This is a genomic window from Pseudomonas sp. C9-3 (genome assembly GCF_032392015.1).
In the GTDB taxonomy this organism is placed as follows: domain Bacteria; phylum Pseudomonadota; class Gammaproteobacteria; order Pseudomonadales; family Pseudomonadaceae; genus Pseudomonas; species Pseudomonas nitroreducens.
In genome coordinates this window covers 2,359,265-2,381,659 of sequence record NZ_CP135919.1, presented here as the reverse complement: position 1 = coordinate 2,381,659, position 22,395 = coordinate 2,359,265, and the positions used below count along the sequence as shown (strand labels likewise).

At 63.2% G+C, this 22,395-nt stretch carries 21 protein-coding genes; 15 read left to right on the top strand and 6 right to left on the bottom strand.

From position 1 onward, the window contains the following. The first annotated feature begins 2 nt into the window (after positions 1 to 2). From RS899_RS10760 to RS899_RS10710, 11 genes are all read left to right on the top strand, one after another. Positions 3 to 425 (top strand): hypothetical protein, encoded by a 423-nt coding sequence (locus RS899_RS10760; RefSeq protein WP_315809882.1) that lies wholly within the window; start codon positions 3 to 5, stop codon positions 423 to 425. A 352-nt stretch (positions 426 to 777) separates the two neighbouring features. Continuing rightward, positions 778 to 1,809: a phosphate ABC transporter substrate-binding protein PstS gene (gene pstS, locus RS899_RS10755; protein ID WP_054911195.1), complete on the top strand. Its 1,032-nt coding sequence runs from the start codon at positions 778 to 780 to the stop codon at positions 1,807 to 1,809. Between the two features lie 74 nt (positions 1,810 to 1,883). Next, a complete protein-coding gene (gene pstC, locus RS899_RS10750) occupies positions 1,884 to 2,849 on the top strand; it encodes a phosphate ABC transporter permease subunit PstC (protein WP_315809881.1) in 966 nt (321 codons plus the stop codon). Beyond that, positions 2,849 to 3,742, top strand: a complete 894-nt coding sequence (gene pstA / locus RS899_RS10745; protein ID WP_065348203.1) for a phosphate ABC transporter permease PstA — start codon at positions 2,849 to 2,851, stop codon at positions 3,740 to 3,742. Before pstC ends, pstA begins: the two co-directional genes overlap by 1 nt. Before the next feature lie 76 nt (positions 3,743 to 3,818). Then, the gene (pstB, locus tag RS899_RS10740; protein WP_054911197.1) at positions 3,819 to 4,580 is read left to right on the top strand and encodes a phosphate ABC transporter ATP-binding protein PstB; all 762 of its coding nucleotides are present in this window, start codon (positions 3,819 to 3,821) and stop codon (positions 4,578 to 4,580) included. Positions 4,581 to 4,630: 50 nt separating this feature from the next. After that, positions 4,631 to 5,329, top strand: coding sequence for a hypothetical protein (locus RS899_RS10735; protein ID WP_054911192.1), 699 nt, complete (start codon positions 4,631 to 4,633; stop codon positions 5,327 to 5,329). 59 nt (positions 5,330 to 5,388) lie between these two features. Next, positions 5,389 to 5,934 carry a hypothetical protein gene (locus RS899_RS10730; RefSeq protein WP_054911196.1) on the top strand — a complete coding sequence of 182 codons (546 nt, stop codon included), beginning with the start codon at positions 5,389 to 5,391 and terminating at the stop codon, positions 5,932 to 5,934. A 389-nt stretch (positions 5,935 to 6,323) separates the two neighbouring features. Next, positions 6,324 to 7,364 carry a sterol desaturase family protein gene (locus RS899_RS10725; RefSeq protein ID WP_315809880.1) on the top strand — a complete coding sequence of 347 codons (1,041 nt, stop codon included), beginning with the start codon at positions 6,324 to 6,326 and terminating at the stop codon, positions 7,362 to 7,364. Between the two features lie 196 nt (positions 7,365 to 7,560). Beyond that, a complete protein-coding gene (locus RS899_RS10720; protein WP_233299838.1) occupies positions 7,561 to 8,052 on the top strand; it encodes a hypothetical protein in 492 nt (163 codons plus the stop codon). After that, positions 8,049 to 8,660, top strand: a complete 612-nt coding sequence (locus tag RS899_RS10715; RefSeq protein ID WP_315809879.1) for a PAAR domain-containing protein — start codon at positions 8,049 to 8,051, stop codon at positions 8,658 to 8,660. The genes RS899_RS10720 and RS899_RS10715 overlap by 4 nt, the downstream gene beginning before the upstream one ends. Continuing rightward, entirely contained in the window at positions 8,611 to 9,303 is a 693-nt protein-coding gene (locus tag RS899_RS10710; RefSeq protein ID WP_315809878.1) for a peptidoglycan-binding domain-containing protein, read from the top strand. The genes RS899_RS10715 and RS899_RS10710 overlap by 50 nt, the downstream gene beginning before the upstream one ends. A gap of 425 nt (positions 9,304 to 9,728) precedes the next feature. Here the strand turns inward: RS899_RS10710 and RS899_RS10705 are convergent, their stop codons facing one another. The 3 genes from RS899_RS10705 to RS899_RS10695 are packed head-to-tail and all read right to left on the bottom strand — an operon-like array spanning position 9,729 to position 11,571. Further along, entirely contained in the window at positions 9,729 to 9,971 is a 243-nt protein-coding gene (locus RS899_RS10705; protein WP_315809877.1) for a DUF2790 domain-containing protein, read from the bottom strand. Further along, positions 9,968 to 10,531, bottom strand: a complete 564-nt coding sequence (locus RS899_RS10700; protein WP_315809876.1) for a cytochrome b — start codon at positions 10,529 to 10,531, stop codon at positions 9,968 to 9,970. Before RS899_RS10700 ends, RS899_RS10705 begins: the two co-directional genes overlap by 4 nt. Continuing rightward, positions 10,531 to 11,571: a catalase family peroxidase gene (locus RS899_RS10695; RefSeq protein WP_315809875.1), complete on the bottom strand. Its 1,041-nt coding sequence runs from the start codon at positions 11,569 to 11,571 to the stop codon at positions 10,531 to 10,533. Before RS899_RS10695 ends, RS899_RS10700 begins: the two co-directional genes overlap by 1 nt. 162 nt (positions 11,572 to 11,733) lie before the next feature. Here RS899_RS10695 and RS899_RS10690 point away from each other — a divergent pair, with 162 nt between their 5' ends. Both RS899_RS10690 and RS899_RS10685 read left to right on the top strand, forming a co-directional pair. Beyond that, the gene (locus tag RS899_RS10690; protein WP_315809874.1) at positions 11,734 to 12,243 is read left to right on the top strand and encodes a sigma-70 family RNA polymerase sigma factor; all 510 of its coding nucleotides are present in this window, start codon (positions 11,734 to 11,736) and stop codon (positions 12,241 to 12,243) included. After that, positions 12,240 to 12,986, top strand: a complete 747-nt coding sequence (locus RS899_RS10685; protein WP_233299843.1) for an anti-sigma factor family protein — start codon at positions 12,240 to 12,242, stop codon at positions 12,984 to 12,986. The genes RS899_RS10690 and RS899_RS10685 overlap by 4 nt, the downstream gene beginning before the upstream one ends. A gap of 104 nt (positions 12,987 to 13,090) precedes the next feature. Here RS899_RS10685 and RS899_RS10680 read toward each other — a convergent pair whose 3' ends face one another. From RS899_RS10680 to RS899_RS10670, 3 genes are all read right to left on the bottom strand, one after another. Continuing rightward, the gene (locus RS899_RS10680) at positions 13,091 to 14,929 is read right to left on the bottom strand and encodes an amidohydrolase (RefSeq protein ID WP_315809873.1); all 1,839 of its coding nucleotides are present in this window, start codon (positions 14,927 to 14,929) and stop codon (positions 13,091 to 13,093) included. Between the two features lie 19 nt (positions 14,930 to 14,948). Beyond that, on the bottom strand, positions 14,949 to 15,503 hold the full coding sequence (locus tag RS899_RS10675; protein ID WP_315809872.1) for an antibiotic biosynthesis monooxygenase: 555 nt from the start codon (positions 15,501 to 15,503) through the stop codon (positions 14,949 to 14,951). Positions 15,504 to 15,576: 73 nt separating this feature from the next. Further along, positions 15,577 to 16,593 carry an alpha/beta hydrolase gene (locus RS899_RS10670; RefSeq protein ID WP_315809871.1) on the bottom strand — a complete coding sequence of 339 codons (1,017 nt, stop codon included), beginning with the start codon at positions 16,591 to 16,593 and terminating at the stop codon, positions 15,577 to 15,579. Positions 16,594 to 17,038: 445 nt separating this feature from the next. On the opposite strand from RS899_RS10670, the gene RS899_RS10665 reads away from it, so the two are divergent. Next, positions 17,039 to 20,215 (top strand): autotransporter outer membrane beta-barrel domain-containing protein, encoded by a 3,177-nt coding sequence (locus RS899_RS10665; protein WP_315809870.1) that lies wholly within the window; start codon positions 17,039 to 17,041, stop codon positions 20,213 to 20,215. 155 nt (positions 20,216 to 20,370) lie between these two features. Next, positions 20,371 to 22,374 (top strand): U32 family peptidase, encoded by a 2,004-nt coding sequence (locus tag RS899_RS10660; RefSeq protein WP_315809869.1) that lies wholly within the window; start codon positions 20,371 to 20,373, stop codon positions 22,372 to 22,374. Positions 22,375 to 22,395 lie beyond the last annotated feature (21 nt).

Below are 22,395 nucleotides of genomic sequence, written 5' to 3'. Positions count from 1 at the left end.
CAGTGGAATGCTTATTGTACGTTTTAGCCGAGGCGAAGAACCAAGAGCATTTGGCTCAGGTGATACTGAATCTATCTGTCGACAAGCCCGTGCTTGAGGACGATGTCGAGCCTCACTGGCAGCCCTTGTTTCTCGCCTTGGAATTTATTCCGATGCCGGATTCCACGCTGACGCTGAAGGATGAACGACTGCTTGTGAGTTGGCCATTTCTACCGACTACTTCGCCCAGCCGCTATCTCGAGGCTTTGCAGGGTGCCGATATGAGATTGCTAGGTGTGATGGAGGCCTATGAAGACGGTGGCTACCACACGATTGCCTTGGACGCCTCTGGGAAAAATGGACGGTTCTCGGAAGAGTCCGTCTTTTTCGCACCTGAAAAAGTTGCGGCAATCCTAGGCGCGGGATGGACAGGCCAGCAGAGCTGACTTCCGCTTCTGGCCGGTAGCGGTCCCTGGCGAGCAGCCTCGTCCTAACAGTTCATTGGCGGCAACCGGACGCTTCTACATCCCTTGGCACTGCCGAGTGACCGTAACTATTTATTGCGCCGCGTGCTCATCGAACTGAGGGGCGATTCCCTGCCCTGACCCCCCGCCCCTGCCCTGAAATGGCCGCCAGCCACGGCGCGCAGCAGCTGCGAATTCACCTGACGCGCGTCGCAGAAGCCCGGAGATATGCCAGTCGAGCCGGCGAGCCAGAGCGTTTGCCACCGCGCTGTCATAAAAATTTCACAGGACCAGATCACAGTATGGCAGCCCGATATCAAAAGGATTGCCCTCGATGAAAAGCTTTGTGAAATCTGCTGCGATCGCCGTTACGCTGTCCATGTGTGCCACTTCCGTCACCTTTGCCGACGAAAGCGTCCGCCTGACCGGCTCTGGCGCCAGCTTCCCCGCTCCGATCTACCTGACCTGGTTCAAGGACTTCAGCAAGAAATCCGCTGGCGTCACCGTGGATTACCAGTCCAAGGGCAGCGGTGCGGGCGTACAGGATTTCCTCAACAAGACGGTGGACTTCGCGGCCAGTGACTCGGCCATGAAAGACGAAGACATCGCCAAGGTTGCCGAAGGCGTGCAACTGCTGCCGATGACCGCCGGCGAAATCGTCCTGGCGTACAACCTGCCGGGCAGCCCCAAAGGGCTGAAACTGCCGCGCGATGTTTACTCCAACATCTTCCTGGGCAAGATCACTCAGTGGAACGACCCGCAGATCGTCGCGGCCAACCCTGAGCTGAAGCTGCCGGCCCTGCCGATCACCGTTGTCGTGCGTGCGGATTCCAGTGGCACCACCGCTGTGTTCACCAAGCACATGTCGACCATCAACCCGGAGTTCAAGACTGCCCTGGGTGAAGGCAACACCGTCAACTGGCCGGCCAGCGACAAATTCATCAAGTCGCCGAAGAACGATGGCGTGACCGCTACCGTTCGCCAGACCCCTGGCGCCATCGGCTACATCGAGTACGGCTTCGCCAAGCTGGCCAAGGTCGACTTCGCCGAGCTGCAGAACAAGGCCGGTCAGTACGTCGTACCGAACGCAGAAAGCGGTGCGGCGGCGCTGGCTGCCGTGAAGTTCCCGGAAAACCTGGTGGCCTGGCTGCCCGATCCGGACGGTGCCCAGTCCTACCCGATCACCTCCTACACCTGGATGATCTTCCGCAAGCACAACGAGAGCCCGGCCAAGGCCAAGGCGATGCGTGAAATGGTCGAGTACGGCCTGACCGAAGGGCAGAAGATCGCTGATTCGATGGGCTACATCCCGCTGCCGCAAGCCGTTGTCGATCAGGTTCGCAAAGCTTCCGCCAACATCCAGTAACGCCTGCGAGTCTTCATCCGGCGTGGGCTGTCAGCCACGCCGGATGAGATTTCCACCTGTTCCGGAACTCCCCCATGACCCAACCTTTTGTCGTACCGGTAAATCCGGACTCTGCCTGCCAACCGCCATCCGCGAAGGATTTCCTGGTTGACCGGACCTTCCGTGCCATTGCACGCCTGGGTGTGGTCCTGATTCTGGTGCTGGTCGTTGCCCTCGTGTTCGAAGTCGGCCGCAAGGCCCTTCCGGGCATGGAGAAACATGGCCTGGACGTTCTCCTGGGTTCGGTCTGGGACGTCAACCAAGGCAAGTACGGCATTTTGCCGGCCATCTGGGGCACGCTCTACAGCGCACTGATCGCTCTGCTGATCGCAGGCCTGTTCGGCGTCAGCATGGCGATCTTCCTGACCCAGGATTTCCTCCCCGCCAAGCTTGCGGCGGTGTTCCGTACCATCGTCGAACTGCTCGCCGCCATCCCCAGCGTCGTTTATGGCCTGTGGGGGATCTACGTGGTGATCCCGGCCATTCGCCCGCTGACGGCGTGGCTGAACAGCGAGCTCGGCTGGATACCCTTTTTCGGCACATCGTTGAGCGGGCCAGGGTTGCTGCCCGCCTCTCTGGTGCTTGCCATCATGATTCTGCCCACCATTGCCGCGGTCTCGCAGGACGCTCTTGCCAGCGTGCCGATGAAGACCAAGCAGGCCGCCTACGGCATGGGAACCACCCATTGGGAAGCGATCCTCAAGGTGATGGTGCCCTCCGCTGCCACCGGCATCTTCGGCTCCCTGGTCCTGGGCCTGGGCCGCGCACTGGGTGAAACCATGGCCCTGGCCATGCTGGTCGGCAACGCGAACACCATTTCCTTGTCGCTGTTTGCACCGGCGAACACGCTGGCAGCCTTGCTGGCGCTGAACTTCCCCGAAGCCGGGCCGAGCGAGGTTGAAGTGCTGATGTATGCCGCACTGGTGCTGATGTTCATCACGCTGATCGTGAACGTACTCGGCTCCATGATCATGCTTTACGCCCAGCGGGGGACCAAGTAATGACCAGCCTCACTCCTACCGCATCTGCCCTGCCGAGCCTGCAGCGCAAGCTCGAGGGCCGTGCCCTGCGCAGCCTGGTGCTGACCACGCTGGTGTGGCTGGGCGCCCTGCTGGCCAGCGTGCCGCTGATCTCCGTGCTCTACATGCTGATCACCCGCGGTGGTGCGCGCCTGAGCCTGGAGGTCTTCACCGAACTGCCACCGACCGGCTTCGAGACGGGCGGCGGCTTCGGCAACGCGCTGGCCGGCACCTTCGTCATGGTCGGTATCGCCGCCGCCATTGCCGTTCCGGTTGGCATCATGGCAGCCGTCTTCCTGGCTGAACTGGGCCCGGACAGCAAACTGGCGAGCGCCGCGCGCTTTGCCGCCAAGACGCTCACCGGCCTGCCCTCGATCCTGGCCGGGGTCTTCGCCTACGCCCTGGTCGTGATGACCACCGGTACCTACTCGGCTCCTGCGGGTGGCGTGGCACTGGCCGTACTGATGCTGCCGATCGTCGTGCTCACGGCCGAAGAGTCGATGAAGATGGTGCCCAAGATCATGAAGGATGCCGCCTACGGCATGGGCTGCACCCGCGCCCAGGTCATCTGGAAGATCGTACTGCCTACCGGCCTGCCGGCGATCCTCACCGGCGTCATGCTGGCCGTGGCGCGCGCCGCAGGCGAAACCGCGCCTTTGCTGTTCACCGCGTTGTTCAGCAACTACTGGATCTACCACGACGGCAGCCTAGCAGTGATGAACCCCACGGCCTCGCTTTCCGTACTGATCTACAACTTCTCCGGCATGCCCTTCGACAACCAGCTCGAGCTCGCGTGGGCCGCATCGCTGGTGCTGGTGATGATCGTGCTGATCGTGAACGTCATCAGTCGCATTTTTGGCAAGCCCAAGTTTTGAGATACGGAGCATCCGAATCGTGAACACAGCTACTGCACAGAAAGTCGCCCCGGTTGGCTCCGAGACCCAGGTGGTCATGGACTGCAAACTGGACAAGATTTTCTACGGCAACTTCATGGCGGTACGTGACAGCCACGTGCCGATCGAAAAGAACAAGATCACCGGTTTCATCGGCCCTTCCGGCTGTGGCAAGAGCACCGTGCTGCGCAGCCTGAACCGGATGAACGATCTGGTGCGCGGCTTCCGCTTCGAGGGCCATGTGCATTTCCTCGGGCAGGACGTCTACGGCAAGGGCGTGGACCCTGTCGTCGTGCGCCGCTACATCGGCATGGTGTTCCAGCAGCCGAACCCGTTTTCGATGAGCATCTTCGACAACGTCGCGTTTGGCCTGCGCCTCAATCGCTACAAGGGCGACATCGGCGACCGGGTCAAGCATGCCCTGCAGGGCGCCGCGCTGTGGGATGAAGTGAAGGACAAGCTGAAGGTGAGCGGCCTGTCGCTCTCCGGTGGCCAGCAGCAACGCCTGTGCATCGCCCGCGCCATTGCCACCGAGCCGGAAGTCCTGTTGCTGGACGAGCCGTGCTCGGCACTCGACCCGATCGCTACCCGCCGTGTCGAGGAGCTGATGGTCGAGCTGAAGAAGGACTACACCATCGCGCTGGTCACCCACAACATGCAGCAGGCCATCCGTGTCGCTGACACGACGGCGTTCTTCTCGGTGGACATTTCCCAAGGCACGCGCACGGGCTACCTGGTCGAAATGGGCGCGACGAAGCAGATCTTCGAAAGCCCGCGGGAAAAAATGACCGAGGACTACATCAGCGGCAAGTTCAGCTGAGTCGAACCTGCAGTCGTATGAAGCCTCTCACCTCTTCTTCAGGGTTGCCCATGCCTGCCACGCGCCGTCTTGATCTGCCAGCGATTGAACGTGCGCTGCGTGAGGTGCAAGGCCGTTTCGGCGAGCTCAGCCAGTGCTTTACCGAGCCGCGTGATCCGTTCACCGATGAAGTGCTGCACAACGTGCTGGAGGGCTACGCCCTGATCGACGACTACGTCGCACGGGGCGTCGACCTGTTCGATCTGCAGCAGGTCAACCTGATGCTGGAGATCAACGCCACCGTGCTGTGCGGCCGGGACCCTGCCCGTCGGCTGGAATTCGCGCCGCACCTGGCGGCCACCGAGGCGCACTTCTTCAACAACGTGGAAGGCGGCATCAAGGACCTGTTCAACTGGTACTGCGCGTATCACAGCGAATCGGTGTGGAAGCGCGCGGCCGGGGTCTATGTGCGGATTCTGAGCAAGCCGCAGTTGTTCATCGAAGGTAACCATCGCAGCGGCTCGCTCATCGTCAGCTATCTGCTGCTACGTGCCGGGCTGCCACCGTTCGTGCTGACCCTGGACAACGCCAAGGGTTACTACAACCCGTCATCGGTCATCCGCAACTCTGCCAAGCATGGCGTAAAGGCGCTATTCGAATTGCCCAAGATCAAGAAAAAGTACGCAGCCTTCCTCGAAGATCAGGCAGCGGATTCGCAGCGATTCTTCCTTGGCGAAAAACACACCTCCGCCCATCAGGGAGGTGCCTGATGACCACCCAGCCCATGCTCGCAACCTGCCTGGCCATCAAGGATCAGCTATGGGACGCCATGAAGGGCTCCCTTGCGCCTTACCGGTTCGGACGCCCGCGCATACGGATTTCGTTCGATATCGATGACACCCTGGCCTGCCTCCCCCACCACAGCGACGTCGAACCCAGCAGGCTCCCGGTGTTTATTCATCGCTGGCTTGGCGAACCACTGCGTATCGGGACCCGCTCCCTGACCCGGGAACTACGCCGCCAGGGCTGCAGCATCTGGGTCTACACGTCCTCCGGCCGCACACCATCCTATATCCGGCGCTGGCTGTTGTTGTACGGCATCCACGTCGACGGCGTGGTCAACAGCGTTCGGCACAACCAGGCCCTGACCGAGCGCGGGCTGGCGAACTCCCCCTCGAAACTTCCGCCGGCGTTCGATATCGACCTGCATGTCGATGACTCCGAAGGCGTGAAGAGCGAAGGCCATGACCACGGTTTCCGCGTCGTTGTCGTACGGCCGGACGATGAGCGCTGGGCGCAGAGAGTCCTGGACTCAGTGGCTGAGCTCCAGGAAATGCTGGATCGACAACAGCAGCCAATGGCTACAGCGGCGTAAGCCATTAACCACGCGGCTCGTTGCTTACTGGCAAACATCATCCCCCTGCCCGTCGAGCAGACCCTGCAGCTTCGCGGATGTCGGTCCTTGGCCGACTCCCTCAAGGTTACGCCCTGGCTGAGTGCACCGTGCGGGCGCCTCCCTCCTCATCGTTGGACTATCCCGCTCAGCAGGCCACTTCAGGCCAATCCAATCGCCTCCGCACGCCAGGCTCTGCTGACGACCCTCTGTCGAATTGCCCCGCCCCGACGCCGCTGAACTTTGACAGTGTGATCCCCCAGGTCCCATGCTGAGCGAACACCTGACGCCCAATGAGTCGCCAGCGCCTCAGCGCCGTGGGCGATCACTCGTAGCAAAAGCCTGTACACCTGACTTCCGGCGCAGCGCCCATGCCTGACCTCTCGCATCTTCACAGCCAAGTCTCCGAGTGGGTAATCGGCCCCATTACTGCCCAGATCTCCGGCCTCTTCGACCTCAGTGGCCGCGTCGGCGTGGTGTTCCTGCTGTGTTCCTACGCCATCGCCTACGCGCTGTTCCGCTTCCGCCGGCAACGCGGGTTGACGCAATCGACGTCGTTCTGGCAGTTCATCGGCGGCGCGCGGGTTAATTTCCATCGCTCGGCGCTGCTGGATTACCGCTACTACCTGGTGCGCGGCATCCTCAACGTGGTGTTGCTGGTACCCATCATCGGGCTGGTCGATCCCTACATCCTGCGCTCGGGCGACTACATCGCCTTCTTCACCAACCTGTGGGGCGCGCGGCCGCAGGTGGGCGAGAACCTTGGGCTGTCGTTGCTCTATGGGCTGGGGGTGTTCCTGGTCAGCGACTTCAAGAACTACTGGGTGCACCGCGCCTTCCATTCGCGCTGGCTGTGGGCGTTCCACAAGGTGCACCACTCGGCAGCGGTGCTGACGCCGATCACGGCGAGCCGCGTACACTTCGTGGAGAAGCTGGCAGCCAATCTGGCCGGGACCGTGCTGCTGGGCGTCTACGCCGGCATTTTCTGGTACGCGTGCGGCGGCCAGATCAGCGCCTACACGCTGTTCGGCGTGACCTACATGATCCTGCTGTTCAACGTGCTGGCGACCAACCTGCGCCACAGTCATGTGTGGCTGTCGTTCGGACCTCTGGTCGAGCACGTGATCAACAGCCCCGCCCAGCACCAGATCCACCACAGCGACGCGCCCCGCCACTTCAACCGGAACTTCGGCATCAACCTGTCGCTGTGGGACTGGATGTTCGGCACGCTCTACGTCACCCAGCGCGCGCCGGAACCAATCCAGTTCGGCGCGGGGGAACACGACGATGCGAAGTATTCGTCGTTGTGGAGCCTGATCGTGACGCCGTTTGTGGAAACGGTGCGGAAGATTCGGATAGTAAGGCGTGTGCATGGCGCTTCGCCTATCACCTCGAAGACACCTTCCTCCTGATCAGGCCCAAGCCTTACTCTGCTCCTACACCCCGTTCAACGTCTCCCCGTCAAATCTCCTCTGCCAGCTCTGGTAATCGCATACAGCCCTCTCGGCTGTTTCCGACACCCTGCCCACAGTTCTCCTTGATAGCGTCCGGTATCCACTTGGCCTTCTACCGATAAGGAAGCCAACTCTGCCCCTCAAGGAGAACGTTATGACCGGAGAAGCCGCGTTCAGCGCTTATTACACGAACGAAACCAGCGAAGAGCTGCTTCGGGAGATGAATACTCCACACCATACCGACGAACAGATTCTGGCTATGGACTCTCTGGCCGCGGAGGTCGTACGCGAGAACCAGGATTATGAGAGGCGACACCCGATAATCGGTATTCGTCGAATTGCTACGCAAGGCAGCCGCAGCAAGCTCGGTGGCGAAATCAGGAAAGGCACCCTGGACATCCGAATAGGCCTGCCGACGGGCAAGACGGTGAATGTCGCGGTGATAGGCGACCAGGTCGAATACCCTGATGGAAGTTCTGCGCGCATCACCACTGGAGCGGATGAAAACTTCTACTACGCCGCACTTGTGGGCAGCCGCGTGGAAAACGGCGACGAAATCATCGACACCCCACAAGACGGCGTCGTCCTCACCATTCGCCAGGGCGAGAACCTGGATAACTTCCTGCCCGAAGTGGGAGGCCAATGATGTTGCGTCCTCAGGCACACGGCAAAGGCCAAGCGCTCCACGGTGATAAAACAACCACCAGCGCAACACTTATCAGCAGTCTGCAAAACATGGCGACCTGCCAAGGAAGAGGCGCCGTGCGCCACTCGGACCGCACCACGCCATGCCCCAAATGTGGGAAACCCGGAATCGTCATAGACGGGCATCCAGGGACAATCATGTTTGGCGAGCCCACGGCACTCGATGGGCACGTAGTCAAATGCGGTTGCCCAATTGGGAGTAATCGGATTATTGCGCCGCTGGGACCGCTTCCACCTAATCCTACCCGGCGCGCACCCGGCGAAACAAATAACTCCACCTTCTCTCTAGCGCGCCCCACCGACAAGCTAATTTCAAACAATCCGTTTGATCTGCAATTCTTGCTGACCGACTCAAATAACGGAAAACCCAAGCCCTATACGCCTTACCGAATAAAAATGGAAAACGGAACAGTAATAAGAGGTGTATCAGACGAGAGCGGCCTAACAAAAAAAATCTTCGCCGACTCCCCATTAAAAGCAACCATTGAGGCCCCAATTTATGAACCAGCAGAACTCACCAACCTCTGCACCGACGTCTGCCAACACTAACACCCAGCAATACACTTTGACGCCATCAACAGAAACCGACCCGGTGGTGATCACAGTACAAAACGAACTCAGTGGGGCGCAGTGGTTCAACCGTTTTCCAACCAGCAAGCAGACAAGCGACCTCCGTTCTCCGTTCCGAGAAAACACAGAGAGATTTATACAGGCATTAGAGGCCGCCGGCGCAAATGTTGACATCTCAGCAACACGCCGACCGAAAGAAAGAGCATTCCTCATGCACTGGTCATGGAAAATTGTTAAGCAAGGATACGACCCAAGGAACGTCCCCGACTATCCTGGCGGAGGTATAAATATAAAATGGGATCATACATTCGATAACGACCAATACAATGCGAGCGTTTCAGTTCAAGCTGCTCTAGACATGGTCACTCTATACCAAATATTCAATCTGCAAGTAGCACCATCACTGACCACCAAGCACATAACCGGAACAGCTATTGACATGACAATAAACTGGCAGGGGAACCTGACTATCAATCGCGCAAATGGCTCAATAGAAACCATAGAGACCCTTCCACGCGATGGAATGAATCAAAAACTAAAGGACATTGGGGCCGGCTACAACGTAATGAAATTTGTCGGCGGAATCGCCGATCGACCGCACTGGTCGGATAACGGGCATTGATCATGAGCAGAATATTTTTACTTCCGCTGATCATATCATGCGCCTCCATCCACGCGGCCCCACTGGAAACCTCTCCACAATTGCCATGTGATGTCTTGAAATTCACTGAAGAAAGGGACATCTGCGACCACCTCCGTGGGGAAACACCCGAAAATCCCGAGATATCTACAGCCGAGGTGGACAAATATTGCAAAGGCACAGACAAAAAACTGGCTGACCTTTTGACGAAATACCCTAACAGACCCGACATCCAAGAGGCTCTTTCTTCTTATGAGCCGAGAATCGAATCCGATAGCCGATAAACTTGAGCAGACACATACAAAAGATTATTCATAAAAAATAAGCACTTTGGGATTTTGAGATTCACCGAGGGCGGAAAGTAAGATTGCGCTCCGCTCTCTATTTCAATTAATCCTGTCTTCCGTTCAATTCTCATTCCTACACCCCTGCCCCCACACCGGATACCGCAGCGTATGCCGTTGCCCGGTGCTGTCCTCGTAGATCATCTCCACCTCGCGAATCCCGCAGAAATCCAGCTCCGGTGCCTGCACCACGCGCTTGATGTCGAGCTTCTGGCCGAAGTGATAGTCCTCGGCGGGTGGTGCGTCCTGCGCGGCGAGAGCCGCGCAGGAGGTGAAGAGGCAGGCCACGGCGAGCAGTCGCTTCATGGCCGTTCTCCCGAGGAAGTGGTACGCGGCATCGGGGCGCCAGTCATGCTCGGGAGCACTTCATCGCGACGAATGAGCCCGTGGAACAGCGCGGCGGCCAGGTGCAGGAGGATGGTCGCCAGCAAGGCGCAGGCGATGACGGTGTGAGCGCTGCGCAGGATTGCGTGGAGCTGCACCGAGGGCGAGACCAGCGCGGGCAGTTCGAAGCCACCCCACAGCACCACGGGGTACCCGCCGGCCGACTGCATGGTCCAGCCCACCAGCGGCTGGGCCAGCAGCAGGCCATAGAGCGCGAGATGCGAGAGGTGCGCGGCGCTGCGTTGCCAGCCGGGCATGTCGCTGGGCAGCGCGGGGATGCGATGGGTCAGGCGCACGAGGATGCGCAGCAGCACCAGTACCAGCAGCGCTGCGCCCAGGGGTTTGTGGATGGCGACCAGCGCGGCATGGCGCGGGGAGACGCTGGCAACCATGCCCAGGCCGATCAGCAGCATGGCGAGCACCAGCACCGCCATGAGCCAGTGCAGCACGCGCAGGGAGAGTGGGAAGTAGGTCGGTTTCATCAGTGGGTCTCCTGGGCCTGCTCACGGGTGCGACGGTTGAAGGATTCCGAGTAGGCGGCCGAGCGCGCGCTGAGCAGCGGGTCGTCGGAGGCGCGGATGCCGTCTGGGAGGATCAACGGGTCGTAGTTGACGTCGCGGCAGTCGCCGCCGATCTCCGGCTGCAGGCGCTCGATCACCAGTTCGCCGGCATCCACCGTGCGGCGGCCGGCAGGCCAGGCCTGGGTGGCGTCGCTGGTGCTGTCGCCGGGCTCGCCGAGGGTGAATTGCAGGCGCCAGCGCAGCGGGCCGGCGGCAATGCGCTGGGCCAGTTCGTCGGCGAGGAAGTCGGCGTCGCCGCGCTTGTCGGCGGCCAGCGGCTCGACCGGCGCTTCAGGCTGCACGGACCAGCGCACGGGCTGCTCCTTGCCGTCCTTGTTCACCAGGTAGAAGGCGTTGAGGCCGTAGTAGGCGCTGTTGGCGTAGCTGGAGGATGGCGTGGAGGATTTCACCCATTGCAGGAAGGGCCCGGTCTCGGGGTGCGCCTTGAAGAAGGCGCCGGCCTTGGCCGGGTCGGGCTTGCCGGTGCCCGGTTGCGGTGCGGTGGCCTGCTGCAGGGCAAAGAAGCTGGCGACGTCGCGGACGACGAAGACCGGCATGGCGTTCATGCCGGTCCGCCATTCCTGGCCATCCTTGGGCAGGAAGCGCAGCGCCAGGCTGCGGATCGGGGCCGCACCGTCGCTGGCCTTGGGGTTGCCGCCGGGAATGGCCAGGCGCCCCACCACCGGCACGCGGCCGACCGAGAACAAGCTGGCGCGGGACAGATCGGCCAGCCCGCCGTTGCTGTCGAAGTGGCCGATCACGCACAGGCCCTTGGCGTGGTTGCGCCGATAGCCGGGATAGACGCCGCCGTTGTGCTCCAGGGTGTTGATGACCTTGTCCGGGGTGAGGCGCTGCGGGTCGAGCCAGCCGGCAACATAGGCGAAGACGGCGGCCACGCCGAGTACCACGGCGCCGATGGCGGCCAGGCGCAGGGGCACGTTGGGTGTGGGTGTTTCTGTCATTTCCAGCTCCTCAGGCTTAGGCTGAATGCGTTGAGCCGGTACGACGCACCGTGCGCCGGGTTATTCCCGACCACTGCCAAAGAATTATTTTTTCGCAGGCCGGGAATAGATTGCCGCCGCAGTCGTCTTTCTCGCTCGAACCCACCCACTCCCGGCGCCCCGATGCATTCACTGGACGACCATTCACTGCGCGAACTGCTGCCCCGGCTGCGGCGCTTCGCCCTGTCGCTGACCCGCAGCGCAAGCAGCGCCGACGACCTGGTGCAGGCCACGCTGGAGAAGGCGCTGTCGGCCTGGGCCGGCCGCCGCGACGACGGCGACCTGCGCGCCTGGCTGTTCTCGATCCTCTACCGGCACTTCATCGACGGGCAGCGCCGGGCGAAGCGCTACGCGCGCCTGCTCAGCCTGTTCGGCGCGGACAGCGCGGTCAGCGCATCGCCCGAGGACATCGTCAGCGCACGCTCGACGCTGGAGGCCTTTGAGCGCCTACCCGCCGAGCAGCGCGCGCTGCTGACGCTGGTCAGCGTCGAAGGCCTGAGCTACCGCGAGGTAGCCGAGGCACTGGACATTCCCATGGGCACCGTCATGTCCCGCCTGTCGCGCGCCCGCACGGCGCTGCGCGCGCTGAGCGAAGGACAGGCGGCGACACCTTCTCTGCGGGTACTGAAATGAACGAACGCATTCCCGATGAGCACGATCTGCACGCCTACATCGATGACCAGCTCGACCCGGCGCGCCGCCAGTGGGTGGAAGCCTGGCTCGCCACGCACCCGGACGACGCCCGTCGCGTGGAAGGCTGGCGACAGGATGCGCAGCAACTGCGTGCGGCCTTTGCCGGGCAGGCGCGTAGTGCAATTCCCGAACAACTGGACCCGGCGCGGATTCGCCGTCAGCTCCAGCAACGCCGTCGAGCCCGGCTGGCCACGGCGGCGGCGCTGCTGGTGGCGCTGGGCGTCGGCGGCATGGGCGGCTGGCAGATGCGCGGCGACGCAATGATGCGCGGCATGGTGCCGATGCAGGACGCCGTGCAGGCTTACCGGTTGTTCGCCGATGCCAGCCAGAGCGGGCTCGACCTGCGCGATGGCGGCGACCTGAACGGCTGGCTGGCCCGTTACCTGAAGAACGCGGTGCCGCCACCGGCGCTGGAACAGGTTGGCTTGAAGACAGTCGGGGCGCGTCTGCTGGCGACGGAACAGGGGGCGGCAGCGCTGGTGATCTACGAAGATGGCCAGGGCCGCCGGCTGACCTTCTTCATCCGCCCGCCGGGCCCACGCCACGAGATGTTGCCGCCGGGGCAGCGCACGGATGGGGACCTGCTGGCACGTTACTGGAGCCAGGGTGGCTACAACTACGCGCTGGTGAGCCGCAGCGATGATCCGCAGGCGCAGGCCGTGGGGCAGTTGGTGGGGTTCTAGCGGAAGAGACAAGGTTAAGGCGCGCGCAGGAGCGCACCGAGGCACCTGCAGAGGGGCTTAAGAGCGGCCTCCGGCCATTGAGGTCGGAGGCCGCAGCGCCAGCGTCAGAACGCGAAGCACGAACAACCGAAAGCGCCCCAGAACCCCTGGAAGTCACTCACCGGCACGCTCGATTGCCGGGCGCGCTCGTGGCTGTGGCCATGCACGCCGCAGGAGCCGGCGCACTGGTGCACGGCCTGCTGCAGCGGGCCCTGCGGGCGCCAGTGGCCGGGGACCTTGGCCACGGGAGACCAGTCCGGCAGCACGGGTATTGCGGTCGGTGCCTGGCGCTCGAAGTCGCCACTGCCGAACACCACGCGGCCGTCCACCACGGTCAGCACCGATTCGATGGCCTTGATTTCTTCCTCCGGCACGTTGAAGTAGTCCGCCGAAAGCACGGCCACATCGGCCATCTGTCCGACCTTGATCATCCCTTTCTTGCCCTGTTCGTTGGAGAACCAGGCGCTGCCGTGAGTGTACAGCTGCAGCGCGGTGGCACGGGACAGGCCCTCGGGGTACAGCTCCATGCCGCCGACGGTCTTGCCGCTGACCATCCAGTACAGCGAGGTCCAGGGGTTGTAGCTGGACACACGGGTGGCATCGGTACCGGCGCCGACGGGGACGCCTTCGGCCAGCATGCGCTTGATCGGCGGGGTCGCCTCGGCGGCCTGCTTACCGTAGCGGTCGACGAAGTATTCGCCCTGGAAGGCCATGCGGTCCTGGATGGCGATGCCGCCGCCCAGCGCCCTCACCCGCTCGATGTTCTTCGGCGAGATGGTCTCGCAATGGTCGAAGAACCAGTGCAGGCCGTTGAACGGAATGTCCAGGTTGACCTTCTCGAACACGTCGAGCATCCGCGAGATGGATTCGTCGTACGTGGCGTGCAGGCGGAACGGCCAGCGCTGTTCGACGAGGTGGCGCACCACCGGCTCCAGTTCGGCTTCCATGCTGCCGGGCAGGTCCGGGCGCGGTTCGAGGAAGTCCTCGAAGTCAGCGGCGGAGAACACCAGCATCTCACCGGCACCGTTGTGCCGCAGGAAGTCGCTGCCCTGCCCGTACTTCACGCTGCTGGTCCAGTTCTTGAAATCGGCCAGCTCTTCCTTGGGTTTCTGGGTGAACAGGTTGTAGGCGATGCGCACGGTGAGCTGGTTTTCTTTTTCCAGTTGCTCGATCACCTGGTAGTCGTCCGGGTAATTCTGGAAGCCGCCGCCGGCATCGATGGCGCTGGTCACGCCCAGGCGGTTCAGCTCGCGCATGAACTGGCGGGTAGAGTTGACCTGGTACTCGAACGGCAGCTTCGGCCCCTTCGCCAGGGTTGCGTAGAGGATCATCGCGTTCGGCCGGGCCACCAGCATGCCGGTGGGCTCGCCGTTGCTGTCGCGAACGATCTCGCCGCCGGGCGGGTTCGGGGTGTCCTTGGTGTAGCCGACGACGCGCAGCGCGGCGCGGTTGAGCAATGCGCGGTCGTACAGGTGCAGGACGAAGACGGGAGTGTCCGGCGCCGCCTGGTTCAGCTCTTCGATGGTCGGCATGCGCTTCTCGGCGAACTGGAATTCGTTCCAGCCACCCACCACGCGCACCCACTGCGGCGACGGCGTGCGCAGGGCCTGCTCCTTGAGCATGCGCAGGGCGTCGGCCAGGGACGGCACGCCTTCCCAGCGCAGTTCGAGGTTGTAGTTCAGCCCGCCGCGGATCAGGTGCAGGTGCGAGTCGTTGAGGCCGGGAATCGCGGTGCGTCCCTTGAGGTCGACGACGCGGGTGGCGCCGGCGCGCAAGGCCATGGCCTCCGCCTCGGTGCCCACGGCGATGAATTTGCCGTCAGCGATGGCCACGGCGGTGGCCTCGGGTTTCTCGCGGTCGACGGTGTGGAAGCGGCCGTTGGTCAGGATCAGATCGGCGTACATGGCTATGTTCCTCTTTCGATCAGCGGGTGTTGAGCCAGGCGGAGAACAGGCGCGTGGCCCGTGGCATGAAAACGTAGACCACCAGCAGGACGATGGTCGCGACGATGAGCATGTTGGCCGGCACGAAGCCACCCAGCAGCGGGATTTGCGTGAACAGCGGGCGCCAGAGCTGCGGCACCAGCATCACCAGCGGCAGGATCACCAGGTAGGAGACGGCCGCCTGTTTCCAGCGCGGCGGCTGCTGCTGCGGGTTGTCCGGGGCGGTGAACCAGAACTCGTGGGCGCGGTGCAGTTCCTTCTGCTCGCCGTCGATCAGGTGCGGGTCGGCACGCTCGATCAGCTCGCGGCGCTGCGGCGAGTCGAGCCAGGCCTGCAGTTCATCGGCGCTGGCGAAGCGCAGGACCGAGGTGAAGTGGTCGCCTTGGCGCATCACGTCCACGCCCAGGTGGCCGGGGAACTCGCTGGCAGCGCGGGTCAGCTCGCGCAGGATGGTTTCATAGGCGGCGACGCTGTCGGGGCGGGCGCGGTGGCGGATGATCAGGGTGACGGATTCTTGCTGAGTGGTCTGGTTCATGTGGGTTCCCTCCAGAGAAGTGGCTTCCCCCGCCTGGTGGCGAGGGAGGCAAGCGGCTGGTTCGACAGACGGCTTACTTCAGATGAACCTTCAGCTCTTCACCGGCCTGGCGCATGGCGGCCTGTACCGCCGGAACCTGGTTGACGACGTTGAGCAGACCGTAGTCGTGGATCATTCCGTTGTAGCGCACGGAAGTGACAGCCACACCGGCGGCATCCAGCTTGCGACCGTAGGCTTCGCCTTCGTCGCGCAGCACGTCGGACTCGGCAGTCTGGATCAGCGTCGGCGGCAGGCCCTTGAGCTGGTCGTTACTGGCCCGCAACGGGGAAGCGTAGATCTCGGCGCGCTGTTTCGGGTCGGTGGTGTAGCTGTCCCAGAACCATTGCATCATCGGCTTGGTGAGGAAGTGCCCCTGGGCGAACTGGTTGTACGAGCCGGTCTCGAAGCTGGCATCGGTCACCGGCCACAGCAGCGCCTGGAAGCGCAGCTTGGGCGTGCCCTTGTCCTTGGCCATCAGGGCAACCACCGCGGCCATGTTGCCGCCGACGCTGTTGCCGGCCACGGCCAGGCGCTTGCCGTCGACGTTGATCTCCTTGCCGTGCTCGGCGACCCACTTCGTCGCGGCGTAAGCCTGGTTGATCGCCACCGGGTAGTGCGCCTCGGGGGACGGGGTGTAGTCGACATAGACCGCCACCGCGCCGGAGTTCACCACCAGGTCGCGGATCAGGCGGGCGTGGGTCGGGTAGTCACCGAGCACCCAGCCACCGCCGTGGAAGTACATGAACGCGGGCAACGTGCCCTTAACTCCAGCCGGGCGGACGATGGTCAGCTTCACCGGGCCAACGTCGGTCTGGATGGTCTTCTCGCTGACCTGGGTGCCGGAGAGGTCGACCTTCACCGAGGCCTGGGCGCCGGTCAGCACGGCACGGGCATCCTTGGGCGACAGGGTTTGCAGCGGCTGGCCCTTGCCAGCCTCCAGGGCTTCGAGGAAGGCCTGGGTGCTGTGTTCGACAGTCGGGTTGCCGGCAGCGAAGACGTTGCCGATGGCCAGGGCGAGAGAGGCGGCGAGCAGGGATTGCTTGGCGTTCATGATTCGGTTCCTTGAAAGTGGGGGAGGTTTTCCGAAAGGACGAACGAATCTTGATTCATGCCCGCAAAGCGCGGAATAGACAGGGTTGCAGGGTCGCTTTGCAGTTTTGCAAGGGCATTGCCCTGCCCTCTGCACGGCTGCATTGCGCAGTTCCAGGGCCGGTGCGTACTGATTCAGGTCAGGCGCAATCTGGCCTGGTCATGACGTTTCTCAATACCCATGGCGGATTCGAAAACCTTCTGACATAGCTCAAGGGTGTTGTCGGGCGCTGTAGTGAACAATCGCCGCCGCTACCAACTCCCGTGAGTGACTCACAGTGCCAGGACACCACCACTGAAACCCACCGCCCCACCCCTTCACGCCAGGCAACCCCTGGTGCGGCACACGGAAACTGCGCAACCGGGTTCTCTTCACCCATCCCGCCGAGAGGCGGTAGGAAACCGTGATGAAGAACACCCCATTGATGCTTCTGCTGGCCAGCCCGCTGGCCGTGGCCACCGCAACGGCGGCCAACAGCGTCACCGAAACCGATCAACGTTACACCGCCAACCAGAGCGGCCAATACGAAGACTTCCCCCAGGTCGGCACCATCAAGACCTTTGCCGTGAGCAACGGCGCCATCATCACCATGACCGGTCCCAGCGGCTCACCCCTGGTGCTGACCGGCGTCAGCGGCAAGGTCGACGGCAATACCCTGGATATCAAGGGCGCCAACAGCCAGGTCACCGTCAACGGTGACATCACCTACAACTACGGCAGCAACACCAACTCCAACAGCAAGTATGTCTACAACGGCATCGCCGTCACCGGCGGCGGACGTTTCGTGCTCAACGGCAACCTCACCGCCACTTCGACCAGTTCGGGCTACAGCAGCCCGAAAAGCGCCATGTATGTGGACGGCGCCACTTCCAGCGCCGAGCTCAACGGCAACGCCAACCTGACCATCGCCGGCGGCAAGGGCCTGTTCGCCGCCAATGGCGGGACCATCGACATGACCTCGAAAGACGGCACGCCCTATGTGCTGACGGTCACCAACAAGTCCAGCCAGCGTTCGGTGGAAGCCAACAATGGCGGCACCGTGACCCTCGACCTGGTGGACATGAACGGTACCTCTTACCTGAGCAACGGCGTGGGCCTGTACGCCACCAAGAACTCTTCCATCACCTTCATGGGTGGCGACTTCAACCAGACCACCACCCGCCCGGGCGCCAACGCGCTGTTTGCCCTCAACCATTCGAGCGTCACCGCCACCGGCTATGACGGCGGCCACCTGCGGATCAAGACCGGCGGCCTCAACGAAATCGGCGCCTGGGCCACCGGCAACTCTCAGGTGACCATCAACAGCGAGAAGCATCAGGACTTCCAGACGGTGATCCATACCACCGGCACCGGGCAATCCCATGGTCTGGCCGCAGGCTCGCTGGGCGGCGGCAGTGCCAGCGCCCCCGTCGACAGCGGCCACGCCGGCGCGCAGTACGGCAACTCCGAAGTCACGGTGTACGGCAAGACCGATATCACCACCGAAGGCAGGGACTCCGCCGGCCTGCGGGTGATGGGTGACGGCGCGAAGATCACGCTCACACCGCTGGTGGCTGGCGTGCGCAACAGCATCACCTCCGCCGCCAGCGCGATCCGTTACTCCTTCGCCAACGGCTACAGCCTCGCCAGCAACGGCGACCGCCTCGAAGGCGGCCAGGTGATCGACCTCACCGACACCGACATGGCGCACCTCGACGGCGCCACCGGCACTGCCGGGCTGATCGAAGTCGGCGGCCTCGCCGGGCGCACCAGTGACGGGCAGAACAGCGGCATCATGAATGTCGCCGATGCGGTGAAGGACGCCACCCTGAACCTCGCCAACAGCAGCGCCACTGCCCAGGACGGGCGCAGCCTGCTCAACGTCAACGCCAGCCAGAACAGTGCCGACGGCGTGTTCGCCAGCAGCTTCACGCTCAACGCCGAGAACAGCGAACTGGTGGGCCGCGCGGTGACCGACAGCACCGTTGCCGGCGATGGCAGCGTCAGTAGCGCCACGCTCAACCTCAAGGGCTCGCGCTGGTTCCTGCTGGACAAGAACAGCAGCGAGGCCAACCACTACGCCACCTCCAGCCTCACGGCGCTGGACCTGCAGGACGACTCGCAGGTCTACCTCAACAGCCGCGAGTCCTGGCAGAACGGCTTTGCCGCCAACCAGCCGGAGCACTATGGCAGCCTGCAGCTGGGCTCGCTGAGCGGCGCCGGGGCCTTCCACTTCTACACCGACATCGTCAACCAGCTGACCGACAATCTGACCATCACGGGTACCGACGGCAGCACCGGCAGCCATTCGGTCCTGGTGGCCAACGACGGCTCGCAGAGCACCCTGGGTGACGAGCGCATCGAGATCATCGAAACCAACGGCGGCAGCGGCCAGTTCGGCCTCTACGAAGGCGCGCTGGTGGAGCTGGGCGGCAACACCTATGCCCTGCGCAAGAACGAGGACGATAACTGGGAACTGTATGGCTATACCGCGCCGCCGGTTGATCCGGGCCCGACCGACCCGGTCGATCCAGAGCCTCCGGTTGACCCGAAGCCTCCCGTTGACCCCATACCGCCAGTAGACCCGACACCGCCTGTCGACCCCACGCCGCCTGGCCCGGTCGAACCCGGCGACCCTGTAGCGCCGACGCCGCCCGGCCCGGCCCCGGGCCCCGGCACCTCGACTACCCGCGCCTTCCACGCCCAGGTGCACACCAACTACCTGCTGTCCTACCTGGACATGCAGACCCTGCTGCAACGCATGGGTGAGCTGCGCTACACCGAGCGCGACACCGACGGCAACGTCTGGCTGCGCACCAACGGCGGCCGCCTGCACTCCTTCGCCGGCAGCAACTTCGACGGTTACCGCCTGAGCTACCAGGGTATCCAGCTCGGCGTCGACCGGCGTGTGCCGGTCAGCAGTGGTGACCTGTTCGTCGGTGCCATGCTCGGCCACACCGAGGCCGACCAGAGCTTCGACGAAGGCAGTGGCGGCGCGCGCAACACCCACGTCGGCATCTACGGCACCTGGCTGCACGAGAACGGCTTCTACATCGACGCCGTGCTCAAGGCCGCTCACCTGAAGAACAACTTCAGCGTCAACGATACCCAGGGCAACCGCGTGAAGAGCTCCGGCAGCAGCAACGGCTACTCCGCCTCGGTGGAAGCCGGCAAACGCTTCACCCTGCACCGCGAGAAGGACAGCCAGTGGTTCGTCGAGCCCCAGGCGCAACTGGTCTACACCGACCAGGGCGGCTTTTCCTCGCGTGCCAGCAACGGCCTGAAGATCCACTACGACGACTACGACTCACTGCTGGCTCGCGCCGGCGGCATCGTCGGCTACGAGCTGAGCAACGCTAAACACAAGTCCGAGGTGTACCTGAAGGGCGGTTACGTTCGCGAGCTGATGGCCGACGACATCGGCTACCGGATCAACGGCACGCCCAAGCAGAGTTCGGACTTCAGTGGCGGCTGGCGCGAGGCGGCCGTGGGCGTTTCCACACGCCTTACCGACGGCCACAGCCTGTTCATGGAAGTGGGTTACCGCGACGGCGACAACTTCGACCAGAACCACGCCAACGTCGGCTACCGGTTCGAATACTGAGCCACCCGGGGCGGCTGGTAACGGCCGCCCCGTTCTTTACAGGCGTACCCCTGCGCACCGTCCGGCACGCCACGGATGCCGGCGCGGCGTTTGACCGGTACAATGCGCGATTGCCCGTTCCATACCTGATAAGCACGCCTGATAAAGAAGAAACCATGTCCTTGCCCAAACACCATCTGGAACTGCTCAGCCCTGCCCGCGATGTGCATATCGCCCGCGAGGCCATCCTGCATGGCGCCGACGCCGTCTACATCGGCGGCCCGAGCTTCGGCGCGCGGCACAATGCCTGCAACGAGGTGAGCGATATCGCCCAGTTGGTGGAGTTCGCCCATCGCTACCACGCGCGGGTGTTCACCACGATCAATACCATCCTCCACGACAACGAGCTGGAGCCGGCGCGCGCGCTGATCCACCAGCTCTACGACGCCGGTGTCGACGCGCTGATCGTGCAGGACCTGGGCATCATGGAACTGGACATCCCGCCGATCGAGCTGCACGCCAGCACCCAGACCGACATCCGCACCCTGGGCCGGGCGAAGTTCCTCGACCAGGCCGGCTTCTCCCAGCTGGTATTGGCCCGCGAGCTGAACCTGCAGGAAATCCGCGCCATCGCCGACGAGACCGACGCGGCCATCGAGTTCTTCATCCACGGCGCGCTCTGCGTGGCCTTCTCCGGCCAGTGCAACATTTCCCACGCCCAGACCGGCCGCAGCGCCAACCGTGGCGACTGCTCCCAGGCCTGCCGCCTGCCCTACACCCTGAAGGATGACCAGGGCCGCGTGGTGGCCTTCGAGAAGCACCTGCTGTCGATGAAGGACAACAACCAGAGCGCCAACCTCAGCGCCCTGGTGGACGCCGGTGTGCGCTCCTTCAAGATCGAAGGGCGCTACAAGGACATGGGCTACGTGAAGAACATCACTGCCTATTACCGCCAGCGCCTGGACGGCATCCTCGCCGAGCGCCCGGACCTGGCACGCGCCTCCAGCGGCCGCACCGACCACTTCTTCGTGCCGGACCCGGACAAGACCTTCCACCGCGGCAGCACCGACTACTTCGTCAGCGACCGCAAGATCGACATCGGCGCCTTCGACTCGCCGACCTTCACCGGCCTGCCGGTGGGCACCGTGGAAAAGGTCGGCAAGCGCGACATGCTGGTGGTGACCAAGGACCCGCTGTCCAACGGCGACGGCCTCAACGTGCTGGTCAAGCGCGAAGTGGTCGGTTTCCGCGCCAACATTGCCGAGCCGAAGGGCGAGTTCGAGGAAGACGGCGAGAAGCGCTACCGCTACCGCGTCGAGCCCAACGAGATGCCGGAAGGCCTCTACCGCCTGCGCCCGAACCACCCGCTGTCGCGCAACCTCGACCACAACTGGCAGCAGGCGCTGCAGAAGACGTCCGCCGAGCGCCGTGTCGGCCTGTCGTGGGTCGCCAAGCTGCGTGAAGAGCGCCTGGAACTGACCGCCACCAGCGAGGAAGGCGTCAGTGCCAGCGTCGCCCTGGACGGCCCGTTCGGTGTCGCCAACAAACCGGAACAGGCGCTGGACCAGCTGCACGACCTGCTCGGCCAGCTGGGCACCACCCAGTACCACGCCGACGCCATCAAGCTGGACGCCCCGCAGGCGTTCTTCATCCCCAACTCCCAGCTCAAGTCGCTGCGCCGCGAGGCCATCGAGGCGTTGACCGAAGCCCGCGTGCAGGCCCACCCGCGTGGCGGCCGCAAGGCCGAGACCAACCCGCCGCCGGTGTACCCGGAGTCGCATCTGTCATTCCTGTACAACGTGTACAACGAGAAGGCCCGCGCGTTTTACCACCGCCACGGTGTGCAACTGATCGATGCCGCGTACGAAGCCCACGAGGAAACCGGCGAAGTACCGGTGATGATCACCAAGCACTGCCTGCGCTTCTCCTTCAACCTGTGCCCGAAACAGGCCAAGGGCGTCACCGGCGTACGCACCAAGGTGCAGCCGATGCAACTGATCCACGGCGACGAGGTGCTGACCCTGAAGTTCGACTGCAAGCCGTGCGAGATGCACGTGATCGGCAAGATCAAGGGCCACATCCTCGGCCTGCCGCAGCCGGGCAGCGAAGGCGTGAACACCATCGTCGGGCAGATCAGCCCGGAAGACCTGCTCAAGACCATTCGCAAACCGGCGCACTGAGCCGCTTTTTGTAGGAGCGAG

Bases quoted from the DNA above. Each gene is read 5' to 3' on its own strand.
- pstS (WP_054911195.1), top strand. From the start codon at position 778: ATGAAAAGCTTTGTGAAATCTGCTGCGATCGCCGTTACGCTGTCCATG.
- pstC (WP_315809881.1), top strand. From the start codon at position 1,884: ATGACCCAACCTTTTGTCGTACCGGTAAATCCGGACTCTGCCTGCCAA.
- pstA (WP_065348203.1), top strand. From the start codon at position 2,849: ATGACCAGCCTCACTCCTACCGCATCTGCCCTGCCGAGCCTGCAGCGC.
- pstB (WP_054911197.1), top strand. From the start codon at position 3,819: ATGGACTGCAAACTGGACAAGATTTTCTACGGCAACTTCATGGCGGTA.
- RS899_RS10735 (WP_054911192.1), top strand. From the start codon at position 4,631: ATGCCTGCCACGCGCCGTCTTGATCTGCCAGCGATTGAACGTGCGCTG.
- RS899_RS10730 (WP_054911196.1), top strand. From the start codon at position 5,389: ATGAAGGGCTCCCTTGCGCCTTACCGGTTCGGACGCCCGCGCATACGG.
- RS899_RS10725 (WP_315809880.1), top strand. From the start codon at position 6,324: ATGCCTGACCTCTCGCATCTTCACAGCCAAGTCTCCGAGTGGGTAATC.
- RS899_RS10720 (WP_233299838.1), top strand. From the start codon at position 7,561: ATGACCGGAGAAGCCGCGTTCAGCGCTTATTACACGAACGAAACCAGC.
- RS899_RS10715 (WP_315809879.1), top strand. From the start codon at position 8,049: ATGATGTTGCGTCCTCAGGCACACGGCAAAGGCCAAGCGCTCCACGGT.
- RS899_RS10710 (WP_315809878.1), top strand. From the start codon at position 8,611: ATGAACCAGCAGAACTCACCAACCTCTGCACCGACGTCTGCCAACACT.
- RS899_RS10705 (WP_315809877.1), bottom strand. From the start codon at position 9,971: ATGAAGCGACTGCTCGCCGTGGCCTGCCTCTTCACCTCCTGCGCGGCT.
- RS899_RS10700 (WP_315809876.1), bottom strand. From the start codon at position 10,531: ATGAAACCGACCTACTTCCCACTCTCCCTGCGCGTGCTGCACTGGCTC.
- RS899_RS10695 (WP_315809875.1), bottom strand. From the start codon at position 11,571: ATGACAGAAACACCCACACCCAACGTGCCCCTGCGCCTGGCCGCCATC.
- RS899_RS10690 (WP_315809874.1), top strand. From the start codon at position 11,734: ATGCATTCACTGGACGACCATTCACTGCGCGAACTGCTGCCCCGGCTG.
- RS899_RS10685 (WP_233299843.1), top strand. From the start codon at position 12,240: ATGAACGAACGCATTCCCGATGAGCACGATCTGCACGCCTACATCGAT.
- RS899_RS10680 (WP_315809873.1), bottom strand. From the start codon at position 14,929: ATGTACGCCGATCTGATCCTGACCAACGGCCGCTTCCACACCGTCGAC.
- RS899_RS10675 (WP_315809872.1), bottom strand. From the start codon at position 15,503: ATGAACCAGACCACTCAGCAAGAATCCGTCACCCTGATCATCCGCCAC.
- RS899_RS10670 (WP_315809871.1), bottom strand. From the start codon at position 16,593: ATGAACGCCAAGCAATCCCTGCTCGCCGCCTCTCTCGCCCTGGCCATC.
- RS899_RS10665 (WP_315809870.1), top strand. From the start codon at position 17,039: ATGAAGAACACCCCATTGATGCTTCTGCTGGCCAGCCCGCTGGCCGTG.
- RS899_RS10660 (WP_315809869.1), top strand. From the start codon at position 20,371: ATGTCCTTGCCCAAACACCATCTGGAACTGCTCAGCCCTGCCCGCGAT.